Here is a 16,466-nt window from a genome sequence, read left to right on the forward strand (position 1 = left end):
ACATGTGTGAAATTCATTCTGATTTTTCCCCCCTCTCCCTTTCGTCTAACAAACAATGTTCCCAGAAAAACCTGTTTGGATCTGGAAAGGAAATCCTGAATTTGTCCTCTTACAACTCGTTGGCCTTATCTTATTTTTTTATTATGCCTTTCGGATCAGTGCCTACTTCACCCACCGTTTTGAACTCATCCAGATGCATAGGAAACGACTCGACCGCTTGGCGTTCAAAGCGGGTTGCAACCAAACAGAACGTTCCCTCCTCCAAACCTTTTACAACCAACTGGACAGACGCCACCGTGTCCTCCTTGCCCACAACCATGCCAAGGATTACTTACGAGCCCACCTTTTACGGTTTGTTTCCCACTTGGACAAAAAGGAGGAACAAACCTTTCTCTCACTGGTCGCAAAATTTTTAGGAACCGCGAAAGACAAATCACCCATCTTTGCCATCCGCGAGTTTGTCCTCGTCCAGTGGGGAAGGGAGTCCTACTTGGCACAGGTAGTCGATCCCGGAGTCGCCGAGGTCAGAATCAGGTTCAGTCCAACAAAGCGAAAGGGCGGGCCTCCCAACCAAACAAAAGTCACGGTGTTTCGGGAACCAAAGGGATTTCGATCCATCCCAGGCAGTGTGGAAATGGAGACCACCTCCACTTTTTATTTCCGCCCCCACGAGAAACGAGATCCCTCCGAATGAAAAATGAGCTAATTTCGATTCTCGCTTGAAATATTCTTTCCACGAAAATTAATGTGACATAAGTCCATGAAGTGGAATCGCATCAATCAAAATGACGAATTGTTTTCCCTACTTTTCGTATTCCTGTTTTCCTTTACTTCCCTAATTTGGAACGGCAACTTCATGGTAAGAGGGATTGCCAGCTTTCAGGGTGTAGGCGACTTTTTTTCTGGGTCCTTTGATTCCTTTGGCTCCCTTATCAAAAGTAGTTATAACAAACTGGAATCCTTCGAACGAGTGAGAGAAGAACGTGACTCCTGTTTGAATGTGATGGAAGAGTACCGCCAGCTCTCCAAAGATGTGGAGCGCCTCAAAGCAGAAAACGCCATCCTCCGCCAAGAGTTAAACTTCCCTCTGCGCATTGAATACCCAACCATACGTGCCGAAGTACTCAGTGTTCGTTTGAATGCCATTTACAGAACCATCATCATCAACAAAGGTTCCGAATCGGGGATCAAACCTTATATGCCAGTCGTTGCACGTGCGTTAGACGAAAAAGGAAAATTCACAGAGGCACTTGTCGGAAAAATCATTGCGGTCTCAAAAGGATCAGCTGTCATCCAACCCATCATCAATTCCAACTTTTCCATGGGAGTCTCCATCCCAGGCACCAACTTATGGGCGTCTCTCAATGGGAACAGTGGCCGTGGAACAGACGTTTTGTTAGATTACATTGATTCCGGAATCGTAATCGATCCAAAAGCCATCGGAAATTTTCCAATGGGACCAAATCCACCACCCACTTCAGCAAACACAATGTTTACAGAAGGGTTTAGTAAAATTGGAAAAGCGGTGTTTAGTTCTGGTGGATCGGGTGTTTTCCCACAAGGGATTCCCGTTGGAACCATCATTGAAGAAGGACCAAGGAACGGTTCCTTTAAAACTGCCATCTTACGTCCGTTTGTTGAGTTTGATAACCTATTACATGTAATTGTCTTAAAAAAACTTCCAGAGAAGTGGAGAGAAGAGTGGCCTGCGGAAAAAACAATCCAAATTGAAGGCCCTTATTTTGGAGAAATTGATTTTCCGAAAGAAAAAGATTATAATAAAAAAGAGAAAGAGAAAAAACAAGGAAACCAAGGGTTTGGTGGACCAAGTACATTGGGTACGCAAAATCCTGGAAGAACCACTCCGAATGCAAATCCTAGTTCTCCTTCAGAGCCTTCACCCTCTCCATCCCCTTCTCCCCAGACCATGGAAAGTCCAAAAGAGGTGAACCCATGATTTTAGATAAGGTATTCATCATCATCGGTCTGTTACTTGCTCATTTTCTCAATGGTTCCAATGTGTTTGAACTGGGAAATGCAATAAGGCCTGATTTTATGGTGATCTTTGTTGTGTTTTTTGCGCTCCGTAAAGGACCTATGTATGGACTTTGGTTAGGGTTTTTTGGTGGGCTTCTCACCGACACTGCGTTAGGTGGCGAAATCGGTGGAGACAATCTTGTGTATTACAAAATTGGTCTTCATTCGTTTTCTTATGCGATTGTGGGTTACATTGTTGGCAAAGGGTTACGAAGTTCTTACACTGAAAACTACATCTCCATCACCATTTACATTTTAGGACTCACCTTTGTTTCCAGGCTCATCACGTATTTGTTGTTTTTGATGTTCTTTCATTCAAACCATAGTTATTCGTTTTTGTATGTTTCCCTTTACAATGCATTCCTTGGGCCTGCGCTTTTCTTTTTGTTCTCGTGGGCGTATCGTTTGGATGGGGATGAGGTGAGGCAATGAGCCAGTCGGCATCTGAGTTTCGTTTAGAAGCAAGTTTTCGGAAACGATTGTATTTTTTTACGGGAATGATTGTATTCACGTTAACTGCGTACATTTTACAATTATTCAACTTACAAATTGTACAAGGCAGTGAAAACTCTCTCAAAGCCGAACGATTTGTCCGCCGAAGTGAATCCATTCCTGCTGATCGTGGCAATATTTTTGATCGAAATTTTTTAACTCCAGAAACAAGCCAACCCCTTGTGTCCAACTCAGCATCCCTGGATGTGATTTTAAACACGAGTTTACTCAAAAACGATGCCAAAAAAGTAAAAGAATACATTTATAAATTCTGCGAAGCACTTTCCATACCCATTGTTTATTACGAAAAGGAATTACAAGAATCCCGCCTCATCAAAAAAATCCGTTCACGGGAACCTTTTGTTTTACTCGAAGGGATCTCAAGAGAACAACAAGAACGGATTTTAGTATTAGATAATATCAATCGTTATGTGTATTTGGTTTCTTCACCCGCCCGCGTGTACCATATGGGACCTGCACTTTCGCATGTGACCGGTTATGTGGGAAAACCTACTACAAGTGACTTACAAGAAAAAGAAATCAAAACCTACCAATTGATTGGAAAAGGTGGAATCGAATCATTGTATGACACAACCCTTCGTGGCCAAGACGGATTTCGCATCCAAAAACGAAACACAGAAGGCAATATCGAAGAAGAACGAGTCATCGAACACTCTGTCCCAGGAAATAATTTAATATTAACCATTGATCGTGACATGCAAATTGCCGCTTACAAAGCCCTAAAGGGTGTTAGGGGAACAGTACTCGCCATCAAAGCAACAACTGGTGAAGTACTGGCAATGGCATCAAACCCATCATATGATCCCAATATTTTGTCTGGGAAAAATAAATTGGAAAGGTCCATTCATTTTGGTCGCGTCACAAACAATGGTGGGTTTTTGAACTTAGCCATCCAGTCTAGGTTCCCGCCTGCCTCCACTTTCAAAACATTGGTGGGCCTTGCTGCCATGGAAAGTGAACACAAAATCAATTATGATCCGAAACAAACGTTTTCTTGCCCTGCTAGTTTTACCTTAAAGTCCACGTTCAAAGGGGTTCCTGACCAAGTTTTTTATAACTGGGATAAAAAGAACCATGGTGAGTTAAACTTAGCACAAGCCTTAGAAAAATCCAACTCAGTTTATTTTTACCAATTGGGATATAAGCTGGGAGCAGAACCAATTCTCGCCTATTCCCGGTTATTTGGTTTGGACAAAAAAACAGGCATTGATTTACCAGGAGAAGCCACTGGATTCATTCCAAGTTCCGATTGGAAAAAACGAACCTATGGCAACAAATGGTTTGATGGGGATACCGTAAACTTATCCATCGGACAAGGATTCATATCTGTCACACCCATCGAGATGGCTTTGTTTTACATGGCAGTTGTCAATAATGGAAAAATTTACAAACCGTACGTTGTGTCCGAAATCAGAAGTCCCCTAGACAACTCCCTCATCCAAAAAACAGAACCAACCATCTTACGAGATATCCCATTAAAAAAATCCACTGTGGAAGCATTAAAAGAAGGATTGTATTTGGTCGGATATTCGGGAACTGCATCAGGAGTTTTAAATTCTCCAAACCTACCTGAAATTGCAGGAAAAACGGGAACAGCGCAAACAAGAAGGAGAGGCGCATCTTCTTCCAACCACGCATGGTTCATTGGGTATGCACCAGTAAATGCACCCGTCGAAAAACAAATATTAGTCGCTGCTTTCGTAGAATACGGGGTCGGTGGTGCGGCCTCAGCCGCTCCTGCGGCAAGGGAAGTCTTTAAGGCCGCATTCCCACCAGGATCTTTCCCTAGAACCGATAGGTCCCGTGTGAAAACCATGGAAGAAGAAGCACCAGTCGAACAAGAGGCATTTTAATGGCTGATCGTAATACCGAAAAACTCGATTATTTTTTAATCTTTTCCGTTGTGCTCGTGGCAATGGCTGGAGTTCTCACACTCTACACACAAGAGGCCAACACTGCCGATGGATTGGGCCGATGGTACAAACAGTTTTCATTTGTGTTTGTGGGTCTCATTGCCATGTGGTTTATGTCAAGGATCAACTACCAGTTGATTGGATCTTACGCCCTTTTCATATACCTCTTTGCGATTTTCCTACTTGTACTCACCCTCATCCCTGGGATTGGTTACCTTCCTTCTGGACGTGGGGCAAGGTCATGGTTAAAACTGGGTCCGATCACCTTACAAGCATCAGAGTTCTCGAAATTGGCAACAGTGATTTTACTTGGTCAGTATCTTGTGATGAAAGAAAAGGAAATGCACAAAATTACGGTTCTCATCATACCGTTTATCATTTGTTTGGTGCCGATGCTTTTTATCATCTTACAACCAGACTTTGGAACTGCTGTTTCCTTTTTACCAATGTTATTCACCATGTTGTACTTAGGTGGGGCTGATATTTTACACGTTGGATCCCTTCTCACCTTTGGTGGGATTTCTCTTATGGTGCCCATGTACCTTGCTTACTCACAACTCACACTCATCCAACCACTCGTTGATTTACTCCGAAAAGATAACAAAACAGAACTCGTATCACTTGTGAACCAACTCCAAGGGAAAATTTGGCTCATCTTAGATGGGAAAAAAGTATCAGGCCTCACACTGCCTGGGATCGAAAATCCCAAAAACTTACAGATGATCCGTGAAGCCGCTGACATCGTCAAAGATGAATATGCAAGTATCGGGTATAAAATTTTATCCAATGAAGCCTTTATGTTTGGGCTTGGTGGCACACTAGCACTCATTAGTTTAGTGATGATTTTCATTCGGATCGCACGAGGATCAAGGCATCTTAGAAATTATTATATCACGATTGGAATTCTAGGGCTTTCTGTTCTCTCTGCCATTGCCGTTCACAAATCCATTCCATTCCGTGAAAACCAAGTGATCCGACTCACTGCCTTTTTAAACCCAGACCAGTTCAAACAAGGGGCCGGTTACCAACTCCGTGCCTCCAAACCAGCTGTAGGTTCTGGTAAGGTGTTTGGAAAGGGACTTTTTCATGGTGAGATGACAGAAGGCCGAATCCCCCATGTTCCCGAATCGGGAACAGACTTTATCTTTGCTTCTTGGGCAGAACAAACTGGATTTTTTGGAAGTGTATTGTTATTATTTTTTCTCATGTCCATCCCACTCCGAGGACTTCAAATCAGTTTTGAAAGTAAAGACAGGTTTGGATCCCTACTGGCTGCAGGGATTGTAGCGATGATCTTTTTCCATATTGCCATCAATGTGGGGATTGTGATTGGACTTCTCCCGGTCACAGGGGTTCCACTTACCTTTATGAGTTATGGTGGATCGCATTTGGTGATGGCGATGACAGCCGTTGGTATCATTCTATCGATTAAAAAACGTAAGTTCGCCAACTAACAAACATCATGAAACCCACCAAAAAAATTCTGGATGCAGATGAGTTCTTCCAAACCAAAGTGAAATTGGAAGAGGAACTCATCCGACTGGAAACTTTGGAACGGGACGTAAACGAACAAATTACCAAATTAGTTGGTCTTTCCGAAAAACTCATCCAAACTTCTGAGACAAACGAATCTCCTTATTTTTTACAACGAAGCAAACGACTGCATTCTGAGATCCTTAAGTTCAAAATCAAAAACGAATACAGACAAAAGGAATTTGATTCGATCTACCATATCTTAAACAAAATCAAATCCGAAGATAAAATTGAATTTTTAGATTCTGCTTTAAAGAACAGAATCACAAACATTGCCAAACGTTTGGTGAACCGAAATCTAACCCAAACCAATACCATTCCAAAAAACCAAACTTCATCTTCGAATGATGGAAGAACCAACTCGACTAGCTCCTCCAGAACTAACTCAAACAAACCATCCGATGGAAAACTTGTTTTTATCTGTTATGTGTTAGAAGGTGTCAATTTTCTATTACCAAAAAAATCCTATCGCATCCTGCGAAACATCCCTGCCTTTAAAAAACAAATCAAAATCAAAGACAAATTGATTCCTATGTTCCCAGGCCCAGGTTTTGTTCTCTTGGAAGAAGGTGAAACCAAAGAAAAACATGTAATCCTTGTGAAAAACAAAGAGAAAGAGGATTGTGGATTTTATTTTGATGAATTAAAAGAAGACTGGTCCATTTCCAAATCCTCTCTCGATGCCATTCTGGAAAGAGAAACCCACCCATCAATCCTTGGAAAAATCAAACGCAAAGGCAAACTCTATCACATCATCAAATTATAACTCTCAGTGCACCGCACTTTAGTTTTTCGAAACGTCGAATTCGGACTAAAACTGTAAAATTTGCAAACTCGTTTCTTTGTCGATTGTGAGTTGGGCCTTTAGGGCTTCAATTCCGTCAAACTTTTGTTCGTCTCGGATTTTTTTTACCATTTCCAATTCGATTTCTTTGCCATATAAATTGCCATCAAAATCAAATAGGTTCACCTCCACATGCAAACCTAACCCATCAAAGGTGGGATTAAACCCTATATTGACCATGCCTTGATGGTCTTTGCCATCCAATTTGACAAAACAGGCATACACGCCAACGGACGGGAGGAGTTTGTCACTGGGAACTTGTAAATTGGCAGTTGGGAATCCAATGGTGCGCCCCCGTTTGGCACCTTCTATGACAGTGCCTGTGATATGGTAGTTTCGACCAAGTAGGATTTTTGCCTCTTCCATCTCTCCTTTGTCTAGAAACCCACGTATGAGAGAGGAAGAAATTTTACTGTCTTTTTTTAAGACCGCTTCTCTTAGTTCCACCGCATAACCATACTTAGATTTGTTGGAATTTAGGAGTGTAAAATCACCACGACGTTCTGCACCAAAAAAATGATTATAACCAATGACAATGTGTTTTGCATTTAAGGTTTGGATCATGATGTTTTCTAAAAAATCTTCGGCAGTCATTTTAGAAAGTTCCAAGGTAAAATCTAATACGAGTAAATAATCAATACCAAACCCACGGATCAGTTCTTCTTTTTCTCGTTCCGAAGAAAGGTATTTGAAGTTTGGTTTTTTTCCAAGTACGACGGATGGGTTTGGATAGTAGGTGACAACAACGGAAGGGATCCCAAGTTCCTTTGCTTTTTCCACAGTCCGCAACAAAAGTGTTTGGTGGCCGACATGGATTCCGTCAAAATTCCCTAGGGTCAATGAGGAACCGTTTCGGAATTCATTTTGGATCGATTCTAAAGAGCGAATAATTTTCAAAGGGGGACTTGTCTCGTAATCCGATACTTGGAATAGGTGTTACCATTGAAACTACGAATCCTTCTCCTTACGGCAATCTTTTTATCAACCATAGGTACACTCTTCGCTGATGATTCCAAAATTCCGAAACAAGAATTTGGATTGGAAGAAGGATTACTCCCCGAAGACATTTCTACCTATCCTGAGCTCAAAACTTGGGCGATTTACCAATCCTATGAATTGGAACCAGATGGCCCTCATTTGGGATTACAAGATTCGATCTGCCGGATGGTGCCAGAATCTGGGTTACGTTTTTTATTAGAAAAACCAAGTAATACGAAAACCACAGTGTACCTCTATTTGGACGTAACCAAATACCGCCCCCTCAAGGGTTCCAAGTTCAAACCAAGGAAATTACAAATCCTAGTGAATGGAAAACCCAAACGTTCCATTCTCACGGAGAGATACCATGGGTTTCAAAATCCAGTCGAAATTCCATTGGAACCTTCGGAATACCCAGATGGCAAAATTTACGTCGAACTATTGCCAAGCCAAAACTCAGTTGGTCGTTTTTGGGGGATTTGGGATGCGTTTGTGGTGGAAAATCGCCTAGACGAAAAGGAATGATTAAACCGCGTATTTTTCGCGATATTCGTCTTCCCCAATGGTTTGGAAGTAACTAGTTAGCCCTGCCACTTTGAATACCTTCTCAATCGCAGGTTTCATATTCGCAATGGAGAACTTTCCTTGCAATTCTTGGACATAATTCAGCTGTTTGATGAGCATTCCGATCCCAGAAGAGTCAATGTAGTTGAGTTTCTCTAAATTGATGATGACGTGGAGGTTGCCAGAAGGTTGGCTTGGGATATTGGTTTCCAGGAAATTTTTAAAATCCAAGGAAGTGTAAATGTCCAAACTTCCAGAAATGCTGATCACAAAGGCGTCTGCATTCTTTTTCAGATTTATTTCCATGGGAGACCTACCGCAAGCGTCCTGTTTTTACGTTTTTTATTCAACCTTATTTTTAACAAATTAATGATTTCATTTCAAAAGTCGAAAATAGATATAGAGTCTACTATCTGGGAGTTCGTATGCGTACCTCGTTTGTCTTAATTTTTACCTTCCTCTTCACCGTGGGTCTATTTGCCGCGGATGAAAAAAATGAATCTGTGAGCCAATCAGATGCAACCAAACTGAATCCAGATGGAAGCATCGCTCTCATTCCCTATAATGCAAAACAACAGCAGAAAATCGAAAGGATTGGCAAAGAAGTGGATGATTACCATGCCATGATCAACGAGAAGGTGAAATTCCTCAGTTTTGAGAAAAAAATCAAAGACAGTCGGTATGGACAGGTCACGAGTGCTCGGGAAATCCATTTGCCTTATGAACCAAGTTATGTCATGCACAGCCGTTTTGTGATGAAACTGAAAGGTGGTGGCGGAGCAGAAGGCGGTGGATTTTCATTAGATGAAATCTCCTTTTGGTCAAGGAAATCACTCACGGAAAAAGGGAAAGACCCTGTCACAACTTACCGTGAATTAAAAAACAATACTACGGGTGGAGTCAAAGGGCTTGTACTTTCTGTTCGCACGGTTACGAATGCGGATGATAACACACTGAACTTTGAATTGGAAAAAATCCAAAGCCCTTGGGAAAGACTTCGATTGGCAACCGCCTACCGAGACAGACTCCGTGAAGTGGCAAGAACCATTGACCGTTACATCCAAGCAAAAGGAAATTTAGAAACAAAAATGATTTCTGATACTGTTATGGAAGTCTCTGTGAGTGGAGATTTCGAAGAACCTTAATCGGAATTTGGTGGGATTTCATTTTTAAATGCCACCACTCCATACAAACCTTTACGAAGTTCTAGAGATTCCCTTTGGTGCTACGACGGAAGAAATTAAATCTTCTTTCCGTCGTCTAGCAAAGCTCTACCATCCCGATATTCCCTTCACTGGATCTTACGCCAAGTTCCAATCCATCTACTTTGCTTACCAAACCCTTACAGGTGTTTCTAGAAAACAGTATGATGAAACGTTTAAAAAAAATTATGCCAAAGCCTTTTTAAAACGAAAACTAGAAGAACATCCCATTGTTTTACCCGTATCTCGCGTACGTTTCACGACAGGGATCATGGACCTAGCCAAACGGGGTTTGATGAGAAAAGGGTTTCGAAACAAAGACAGACGAAAGGTCACGGGCATTGATTATGATTTAGTGATCGATCTGAAGGAATCGGAAATCATCCGTCCTGTGATTGTTGTGATCCCACTCACCGTTCGTATTGTATGCCGAGACTGTATGGGAAGTGACCCGCATTGCCCGGCTTGCAGTGGGAAGGGAAGTTACAAAGGGTATCGAAAGTTAAATGTGGAATTTCCGGTTTCGTCTCTCATTCCATCCAAAATTTTTGAATTTGATCTCTCGAAATTCCGACCAGATTCGTTCACTCATTTTAAGAAAAAATTCCTTCGGGTCAAACTTCTCATTCATAAAAATATCCCTTTACGGACGAAGACTGCCGTCTAAAAAGGCAATTGATGGAAATCATCCCAAAAGTCTTATTTTTTTCCCCCATTTACAAAGAAAAAATCTGGGGTGGTAGAAAACTGGAATCCCTATTGGGGCGAAAGATCCCAGAAGGTATCATTGGAGAATCTTGGGAAGTTTCCGTTTACGACACCGATATCTCACCCGTCCAAAACCCTGAATTTGATAACCTCCCACTCACAGAACTCATCCAAAAAGCACCTAACGAAGTACTCGGAAAACCATTTGCCAATTCTAGTTTACCCCTACTTGTCAAAGTCATTGATGCCAAAGAAAAACTTTCGGTCCAAGTGCACCCAGATGATGCCTATGCATTGAAGTATGATCCCAAATCAAAAGGCAAAAAGGAATGTTGGTACGTTTTGTCCGCAGATCCAGGGGCAGAGTTAGTCGTTGGTTTTGGTGTCGAAACCAATCGCGAAGGATACGAATCACTCGTAAAACAAAATTTAGGTGAATCGATTCTAAGGAAATGGAAAGTAAAATCGGGAGATGTATTCCTTCTGAATCCTGGCACCATCCATGCCATTGGTGGTGGTGTGGTCTTACTCGAGGTGCAACAATCATCTGATTCCACTTACCGAGTTTATGATTATGGCCGAATTGGTGATGATGGTAAACCAAGAGAACTCCATTTAGAAAAAGCGTTATCTGTTTTAAATTTTCAAAAATCAAATGGGGAAGAAAAATTATCAAAACAAGTATTATGTTACCACCCTTTCCCACGTTATTTGTATACTTCAAATGATAAATTTAGACTTGAGTCTTGGGAATTTGACCAGGCACAAAACTTCACCTTTACCCCGTTAGCCGAGCCGTCTTGTTTTGGAATCTTTTTTACTGTATCGGGATCGGTATATTTTCCTGAACTGCAGCGGACCGTGGGTCCGAATGAAACATTTTTTATGACAGCTACGGGTTTCCAAGAAACCATCTCCGCTTACGCCGCTCCTGGCACAAAACTAGCCTTTATGTCGGCAGGGACAGATATGGTCAAATACCAATAAACATATCCATTTGGCAAAGTAAATTAAGGAAAAAAAACTTGGGCAGACTGTCTGATTCGAACTAAGGACAATGGATTCAGAACGAATCCAATCAAAATTTTCCTTCTATATTATAAATGAGATTAACTTGGCAATGGGATTCGATCGGTTTCCCCAGGTACTTTTGGAAATTCATCCTTTGCCCATCTCTCTTTTGCCTCTTCAATTGTGGATTGGTCTGTTGCAACAAAGTTCCAATACAAATGACGTTTTTCTTTGAGTGGTTCCCCACCAAGTAACATCAAACGGCTGTTTTGTTTGGCTTTAAAACTTACCTTTGTTCCTTTTTCAAAAAGAACCATCGATCCCATCGCATAAGACTGACCTTCCGATTCAATGGCACCCCTTGCGATGTAGAGACCTGCTTCTTCTTCCGAAGAGAGATTCCATTCGATAGGATCAGATTCCATTTTCAAATCAATGTCTGCATAAAAAAGAGGAGAGTGGACCACAGCCTTTGATTCTAAACCCAAAAACTTTCCACCTAACAAACGAAACGTGATACCGTTTCCTTTCCAAAGGGGTATTTCAGATTCAGACAAATGTTGGAAACTAGGATTGATCGCCTCTTTTTCTTTTGGTAAGGCAATCCAGGTTTGGATGCCCTCTAACACTTCGTATTTGGGGTCAAACTTGGACCGTTCACTGTGAACGATGCCATTCCCTGCCACCATCCAATTGGTTTCATTGGGGCGAATGTCCATCTCCACTGCCAAACTATCCCTATGTGTGATCACTCCATCGTATAAAAACGTAATGGTCGCAAGGCCGATATGCGGGTGTGCTCGGACAACCAGTTCCTCACCAGTCACCACAGGTACTGGACCAAAATGATCAAAAAAAACAAAGGGCCCCACTGAACGTTTCTCTAACGCTGGTAATACGCGCCGGATGATGAAATTGTCTCCTAAGTCCTTGGAATGTCCGATCAGTGATTTTGTCATTTGGATTTAGACTTCTTTTGTTTTGGATTTGTTAGTTTCTTTTTGGCAGATGGCTTCGATTTGGTTTTTGTTTGAGACTTGGCACTCGAATTCCGATTCGATTGAGAAGCTAACTTCGATTTGGATTTGGACTTTTGTTTCGATTCTAATTTCGTATTTCCCTTTGATTCCTCTACCTTTCCCACAAAAAGCCCGATGGCTTCTTTGCCCTTTGTCCAGTGCGCTTTGTCACGGGCATTGAAGTACATAATAAAAATATTCTCTGCTTCCGAATACTTCACATCACAAGCATACACATGGCTTGCCTTCCAACCTTTGCCAGTAGGACCAAGGATGGGGGTTTGGTTGATGCGATCAAAATGGATCCCATCTTCGCTTTGTAAAAATAAAATGGCCGAACAAGATTCTTTCCTGACTGGATTCCAAAAAATGCCATTTTGAAATCCTAAATACCTTCCCTTCCAAGGGATCACTTTGATGGAACCGGCTCCCAAATTACAAAAAGGATCCATATCACTTGGAGAAAGGATGGGCTCTGAAAAATAAGAAAAAGGACCGAGGGGAGAACTTGATTCCGCAACCGTAATGTATTTGGGTTCACAAAAACCACAGTCAGGAATCATCACAAGAGACGAAGAAAAGTACATTCGGTACTTGTCTCCAAATTTCAAGAGGCAAGGATTACTCACCGATTCTCCAAAGTTTGGATCTTTGTGAAAAGGAAACTTGGGTACAATGACAGTTTTTGGCGCCGACCAATGGACAAGATCTTTACTTGTTTTGACTTCTATATGTGATTTCCACTTGCGATAAGGAAACCAAGACATAAGTACATGTAAAAATTTATACCTTTCATAATATAGGTAGTAAGTTCCATCTTCGAAAAAAATAAAAGGACGCATCGCATTACGAACGATAGACTTCTTTTTTTTTCCAGCTGATTCCATCTTCTGATACATACTCTAACACACCGAAGATGTTATGAGCAAAAAGATGCCAGAGTCCATCTGGACAAGACTCTGGGAATAAAAAACTGGGATCTGCCAAGATAGGTGAAGGAAATCCTGGTTTGAGAATGGGATCGTCTTGGTAAAGTTGCCAATAGATATTTTGTTTGTTCAAATGAGAAAAAATCCTTATTTTTCTAAAACTTGTTTTAAATTGAAAAGGCCATCTTCAAAATCTTTACCAATCATTTCTTCAAAGTTCATAAATAGTAACATCAAATTAAATGGATAGGGCATCGATCCATCAAAACCCCAAATGATTTTGGATTTTTTGGGATCAAGGGAAGATACTTTCATATAACTTCTTTCTGTTCCTTCGAAAGGTTCGTAAAACCTAAGTTCGGTTTGCATTTCTAAAGCATCAGCATTGATCATTTTGATCTCTTGTTCTCCAACACCGACATCTTTCACTTGGCTTTCCCAACGCGAAACAAACCCCACGGTTCCGTCTTCCCCTTTGAAGATTTTTTTCATATCGGGATCACGTCTCGCCCAAACACTATACTGGTCTTGGTTTTTCAAAAGTCGTATGAATGCAAACACTTCATTTGCTGGTTTCCCAATGTCAATGGATCGTTCTACCTGGTAGGTAGAAGGTAAAAATATTGCCAACACTAGCGGGATGGCAATGACTCCAATAATTCCGATTGCGATTTTTTTGCCTAGATTCATAACTCGTAAATTTGGATCAAATTCAAAGGTTCGTCAATTGATTTAACCCCTGGGGCGTAAATTCCAGCTGAAAATCAATAGGAAAATTGCGATCAGAGTGGAAACCAAAATGGCACCAAGGGCCACATCCCAAGAGTAATGTGTCGAAAGGACAGCAAGTCCCTTCCCTTGGGCTGTTCGTCCAAGAGACCCAAACAGTCCAATAAATCCTGCTGCTGTACCAACTGCTTTTTTGGATGTAAAATCCATTCCTGCTACACCTAACAACATGACAGGTGGGTAAATAAATAAACCAATCAAACCAAACATCAAATAGTCGATCCAAATGTTCCCGGGTGGGTTGAGTAAAATTCCAACAAAAGCAAAAAATATAGGAATGATACAAAGTAAACTCACCATCCCACGACGACCGTCAAATTTATCGGATACCCAACCCATAAGTAAAGTGGATCCAATCCCTCCAAATTCCAAAATGAAAGTGGAGTAACCTCCTCCAAGTAAATCGGCACCCTTCGTTTCTTTTAAATAGGTTGGGCCCCAATCGATCAAACTGTACCGGATGATGTAGACAAAAAAATTGATAATCGCAAATAACCAAATGTATTTATTTAATAACACCTGTTCAACGATCAATTCCTTGGTGGTGAGTTCCTTTTCGTGGTCTTCTTTTTCTTCTGGAGGATAATCATTTCGATACACTTCTACTGGTGGAAGGCCTTCTGATTGTGGAGTGTCTACGAGCCGAAGGTATAAATAGATACTTCCCAACAGTGCGATGACACCTGGGACAAAAAAAGCATATTGCCAACCAAACTTGGCAGCAGAGTGGGAAGCGACTACTCCCACAATCCCACCTCCAATATTATGGGCAATATTCCAAAAGGCAAACGTTGTGCCCCTCTCTCGAACAGAATACCAATGCCCAAGGGAACGTCCACAAGGAGGCCAACCCATCCCTTGTACGAGTCCATTGGCACCCCATAAAAACAAATGGATCCAATAATGATTCGCAAATCCAAATGAAAAATTCAAAATGGCTGTCAGAAATAATCCAACGGCCATAAATTTTCTAGGATTGGAGCGATCAGACAAAGCTCCCATAAAAAATTTACCAATTCCATACGTGATGGCTGTGACAGCTAAAATGTCTCCTAAGTCAGATTTGGTATAGGACAATGCTTCTCCAATTTCTTTAGAGACAGGAGAAAAATTGTTACGAGTGAGGTAATAGACCGTATAACCAATGAAAGTTGATTCTAATATTTGGAATCTTAATTTAGGATAAAGAGATTGTATCTCTTGTTCTGATTTTTGTGGGATCGCAGGAGCAGGTGCGAACCACTGCCGAATGGACTTGTACATAAACTTGGAAATTGAAGTCTAATAGAGAGGAGTCAAGTGTATTCTTATGCAAACAGAAATTAGAAATGGATTTATTGCGACGATTGGAAATACACCTCTCATCCGCATTCGTTCCTTAAGTGAAGAAACAGGATGTGAAATCCTGGGAAAGGCGGAATTTTTAAACCCTGGTGGTTCTGTCAAAGACCGCGCAGCTCTTTACATCATTGAAGATGCGGAAAAAAGAGGCCTCTTAAAAAAAGGGGGAACCGTTGTGGAAGGGACGGCGGGCAATACAGGAATTGGTCTCACTCATATTTGTAATGCAAAAGGTTACAAATCCATCATTGTCATCCCCGAAACACAATCCAAAGAAAAAATTGAAATGTTACGCACGTTAGGTGCAGAAGTCATCTTAGTACCTGCAGTACCTTATGTTGATCCCGGAAATTATGTGCGTGTTTCGGAACGAATCGCAAAAGAAACACCCAATTCCCTTTGGGCAAACCAATTTGATAACCTTGCCAACAGGAATGCTCACTTTGAAACCACAGGTCCCGAAATTTGGAACCAAACCCAAGGAAAAATTGATGTCTGGACCACTTCGATTGGAACGGGAGGGACATACGCCGGAACCGCTCTTTATCTCAAATCAAAAAATCCAAATGTAAAATGCATTGTGGCAGATCCGTATGGTTCTGGAGTGTATTCATTTGTGAAAACTGGAACGATTACGATCGAAGGATCTTCCATCACAGAAGGGATCGGGCAAGGTCGCATCACAAAAAATATGGAAGGAATGCCTTCTGACGATGCCATTCGCATCCACGACAAACAAGCACTCGAAATCTTACAAAAGGTCCTCCGAGAGGATGGACTCTTTATGGGAGGAAGTGTCGGAATCAATTTGGCAGCCGCCTTCCAAATCGCAAAAGAGATAGGACCTGGACACACCATCGTGACTGTGTTATGTGACACAGGAACCAAATACCAATCCAAACTTTACAATCCTGATTTTTTGAAATCCAAGGGACTTTTGTGATGTGACGATGAGACAAAATTTGTCCAATTTTAGGCATCCAATGATTCCACTTGGCGACAAAAAAACTATCCATTCGAAAAGAACCAAAAACAATCATCAGATCTCGATCCTGAACTTTGTTCCAATTTCGATTGAGATAAGA

Annotated in this window: 18 protein-coding genes; 11 read left to right on the forward strand and 7 right to left on the reverse strand. The window is 41.4% G+C overall.

Translation table 11 applies throughout. The annotated features are described in order from the left end of the window. Positions 1-55 precede the first annotated feature (55 nt). The 6 genes from LEPBI_RS15040 (at position 56) to LEPBI_RS15065 (ending at position 6,762) form a co-directional block, all read left to right on the forward strand. A complete protein-coding gene (locus tag LEPBI_RS15040) occupies positions 56-694 on the forward strand; it encodes a hypothetical protein (RefSeq protein WP_012389996.1) in 639 nt (212 codons plus the stop codon). A gap of 66 nt (positions 695-760) precedes the next feature. Beyond that, positions 761-1,957 (forward strand): rod shape-determining protein MreC, encoded by a 1,197-nt coding sequence (gene mreC, locus LEPBI_RS15045; protein WP_012389997.1) that lies wholly within the window; start codon positions 761-763, stop codon positions 1,955-1,957. Then, entirely contained in the window at positions 1,954-2,469 is a 516-nt protein-coding gene (mreD, locus tag LEPBI_RS15050) for a rod shape-determining protein MreD (protein WP_012389998.1), read from the forward strand. The genes mreC and mreD overlap by 4 nt, the downstream gene beginning before the upstream one ends. Then, on the forward strand, positions 2,466-4,403 hold the full coding sequence (gene mrdA / locus LEPBI_RS15055) for a penicillin-binding protein 2 (protein WP_012389999.1): 1,938 nt from the start codon (positions 2,466-2,468) through the stop codon (positions 4,401-4,403). The genes mreD and mrdA overlap by 4 nt, the downstream gene beginning before the upstream one ends. Next, positions 4,403-5,917 (forward strand): rod shape-determining protein RodA, encoded by a 1,515-nt coding sequence (rodA, locus tag LEPBI_RS15060; protein ID WP_012390000.1) that lies wholly within the window; start codon positions 4,403-4,405, stop codon positions 5,915-5,917. The genes mrdA and rodA overlap by 1 nt, the downstream gene beginning before the upstream one ends. A gap of 8 nt (positions 5,918-5,925) precedes the next feature. Then, positions 5,926-6,762, forward strand: coding sequence for a hypothetical protein (locus tag LEPBI_RS15065; protein WP_012390001.1), 837 nt, complete (start codon positions 5,926-5,928; stop codon positions 6,760-6,762). 45 nt (positions 6,763-6,807) lie between these two features. On the opposite strand, the gene LEPBI_RS15070 is transcribed toward LEPBI_RS15065, so the two are convergent. Then, a complete protein-coding gene (locus LEPBI_RS15070) occupies positions 6,808-7,737 on the reverse strand; it encodes a bifunctional riboflavin kinase/FAD synthetase (RefSeq protein WP_012390002.1) in 930 nt (309 codons plus the stop codon). A 36-nt stretch (positions 7,738-7,773) separates the two neighbouring features. On the opposite strand from LEPBI_RS15070, the gene LEPBI_RS15075 reads away from it, so the two are divergent. Beyond that, the gene (locus LEPBI_RS15075) at positions 7,774-8,343 is read left to right on the forward strand and encodes an LIC10729 family protein (RefSeq protein ID WP_012390003.1); all 570 of its coding nucleotides are present in this window, start codon (positions 7,774-7,776) and stop codon (positions 8,341-8,343) included. Here LEPBI_RS15075 and LEPBI_RS15080 read toward each other — a convergent pair whose 3' ends face one another. Next, a complete protein-coding gene (locus LEPBI_RS15080; protein WP_012390004.1) occupies positions 8,344-8,688 on the reverse strand; it encodes an STAS domain-containing protein in 345 nt (114 codons plus the stop codon). A 119-nt stretch (positions 8,689-8,807) separates the two neighbouring features. Here LEPBI_RS15080 and LEPBI_RS15085 point away from each other — a divergent pair, with 119 nt between their 5' ends. Genes LEPBI_RS15085 through LEPBI_RS15095 form a run of 3 tightly spaced genes read left to right on the forward strand, consistent with a single transcriptional unit; the run spans position 8,808 to position 11,279 of the window. After that, a complete protein-coding gene (locus LEPBI_RS15085) occupies positions 8,808-9,527 on the forward strand; it encodes an LIC_12936 family protein (RefSeq protein WP_012390005.1) in 720 nt (239 codons plus the stop codon). A gap of 28 nt (positions 9,528-9,555) precedes the next feature. Continuing rightward, entirely contained in the window at positions 9,556-10,251 is a 696-nt protein-coding gene (locus LEPBI_RS15090; RefSeq protein ID WP_012390006.1) for a DnaJ domain-containing protein, read from the forward strand. 11 nt (positions 10,252-10,262) lie between these two features. Continuing rightward, positions 10,263-11,279: a type I phosphomannose isomerase catalytic subunit gene (locus tag LEPBI_RS15095; RefSeq protein ID WP_012390007.1), complete on the forward strand. Its 1,017-nt coding sequence runs from the start codon at positions 10,263-10,265 to the stop codon at positions 11,277-11,279. A 122-nt stretch (positions 11,280-11,401) separates the two neighbouring features. Here the strand turns inward: LEPBI_RS15095 and LEPBI_RS15100 are convergent, their stop codons facing one another. The 5 genes from LEPBI_RS15100 to LEPBI_RS15115 are packed head-to-tail and all read right to left on the reverse strand — an operon-like array spanning position 11,402 to position 15,303. Next, entirely contained in the window at positions 11,402-12,262 is an 861-nt protein-coding gene (locus LEPBI_RS15100) for a pirin family protein (protein ID WP_012390008.1), read from the reverse strand. Next, positions 12,259-13,221 (reverse strand): glycoside hydrolase family protein, encoded by a 963-nt coding sequence (locus LEPBI_RS15105; protein WP_012390009.1) that lies wholly within the window; start codon positions 13,219-13,221, stop codon positions 12,259-12,261. The genes LEPBI_RS15100 and LEPBI_RS15105 overlap by 4 nt, the downstream gene beginning before the upstream one ends. Continuing rightward, on the reverse strand, positions 13,169-13,384 hold the full coding sequence (locus LEPBI_RS19280; RefSeq protein WP_012390010.1) for a hypothetical protein: 216 nt from the start codon (positions 13,382-13,384) through the stop codon (positions 13,169-13,171). The genes LEPBI_RS15105 and LEPBI_RS19280 overlap by 53 nt, the downstream gene beginning before the upstream one ends. 14 nt (positions 13,385-13,398) lie before the next feature. Continuing rightward, positions 13,399-13,941, reverse strand: coding sequence for an SRPBCC family protein (locus tag LEPBI_RS15110; RefSeq protein ID WP_012390011.1), 543 nt, complete (start codon positions 13,939-13,941; stop codon positions 13,399-13,401). Between the two features lie 42 nt (positions 13,942-13,983). Further along, positions 13,984-15,303: an MFS transporter gene (locus LEPBI_RS15115; protein ID WP_012390012.1), complete on the reverse strand. Its 1,320-nt coding sequence runs from the start codon at positions 15,301-15,303 to the stop codon at positions 13,984-13,986. Positions 15,304-15,349: 46 nt separating this feature from the next. On the opposite strand from LEPBI_RS15115, the gene LEPBI_RS15120 reads away from it, so the two are divergent. Beyond that, positions 15,350-16,324: a cysteine synthase A gene (locus LEPBI_RS15120; protein ID WP_012390013.1), complete on the forward strand. Its 975-nt coding sequence runs from the start codon at positions 15,350-15,352 to the stop codon at positions 16,322-16,324. The last annotated feature ends 142 nt before the right edge of the window (positions 16,325-16,466 follow it).

The sequence above is a fragment of the Leptospira biflexa serovar Patoc strain 'Patoc 1 (Paris)' genome (genome assembly GCF_000017685.1).
Taxonomy (GTDB): Bacteria; Spirochaetota; Leptospiria; order Leptospirales; family Leptospiraceae; genus Leptospira_A; species Leptospira_A biflexa.